Origin of the sequence: Candidatus Clostridium eludens (assembly GCF_045310515.1) — a bacterium.
Classification (GTDB): domain Bacteria; phylum Bacillota; class Clostridia; order Clostridiales; family Clostridiaceae; genus Clostridium_B; species Clostridium_B eludens.
This window is the reverse complement of the sequence record NZ_JBJHZX010000123.1, coordinates 1-1,302: the sequence shown is the minus strand read 5'-3', so window position 1 is coordinate 1,302 and position 1,302 is coordinate 1. Positions and strand designations below refer to the sequence as shown.

Genomic DNA, 1,302 nt, shown 5'->3' with positions numbered 1-1,302 from the left:
AAGTATAAATGGATAATATTTAACTTTAAATATATAAAGGCGGAATGATTGTGATAAATAAAAGTGTGATAAGTAAAAGTATGGTAAGTAAAAGTGTGATAAGAGAAGCTTTAGATATTTCGCTCCCAGTAGTAGGTGAAACTATAATTTATACTTTAATGCTAATATTCGATACAATGATGATTGGAAACTACGGAGGCAATAAAGCTGTTAGCGTCGTAGGCATAAGCAACGAAATCTTATATGTTTGCGTTAATACTTTAATTGCAGAAGGAATTTGTATTGGTATTGCTTCTTACATTTCCCGAAGCGTAGGGGCTAGGAAATATGATGTTGCTGAGGAATATGCTTCAATTGGATTCACTATAGGTGTGTTTCTTTCAATAATAATATGTTGCTCTTTATTCAAGTTTAGTGAGCAGGTATTGCATTTAGCTGGAACTAGAGGGGAAGTGCTTGTCTTAAGCAATATATATACAAAGATGAACATTGTAGCGATATTTTTTAATATGCTAATTAATATTATTAGTTCAATATTAAGGGGGTATGGAAATACATTTACTCCCTTCATTGTATCATCATTTACAACTGTTATTAAGTTAGTACTAGATTGGATATTAATTTTCGGTGTAATGGGGGTCATAGGTGCTGCTATAGCGTCTGTAATTGCCCAAGTAGCTGGATTTATATTTATATTTACGTTCTTGATTTTTAGGTCTAAAATTAAAATCAAACTAAAATATATTCTCCTTCTAAAGGTGGATAGGATAAAGAAATTGCTTATACTTTCTGTACCTTCATCAATGGAAGAGGCAGCTTTTAGTTTAAGCAGATTGTTTTGTACATTTATAATTATGAGAGCTGGTACCGTGAAGTTTGCTGCTAATCAAATTGCCAATACCGTTGAGTCAGTTTCAGTTATGCCTGGCATAGGGTTTGGTATTGCCGCAACAACACTAGTGGGTATAAAAGTAGGGGAGAAAAATTATAAAAAGGCCCGAGAGTATACATATGCCTGTGCATTTTTTGCAGTTACTATGATGTCTGTTTTGGGTGTGATTTTTCTACTTACACCTGGTTTTTTGGTCAATTTATTTGTAGGAGCTGAGGAAAAGAAGGTAACTTATCTAGCTTCATTGTGCTTATTTATTGGAGCATTCGAACAACCCTCCATTGCGATTTCATCGGTATTTGCTGGTGCGCTAAAGGGAGCTGGAGATACAAAAAGTCCATTTTTAATATCCTTAATCACTAGTTGGATCATAAGGTTACCATTAACATTATATTTTATATATCTTTTAA

1 protein-coding gene is annotated in these 1,302 nt (G+C 33.3%); it reads left to right on the top strand.

The features are described 5' to 3' along the window. Window positions 1-50 precede the first annotated feature (50 nt). On the top strand, window positions 51-1,302 hold a 1,252-nt coding region (locus ACJDU8_RS25450), incomplete at its 3' end, for an MATE family efflux transporter (protein WP_406794985.1).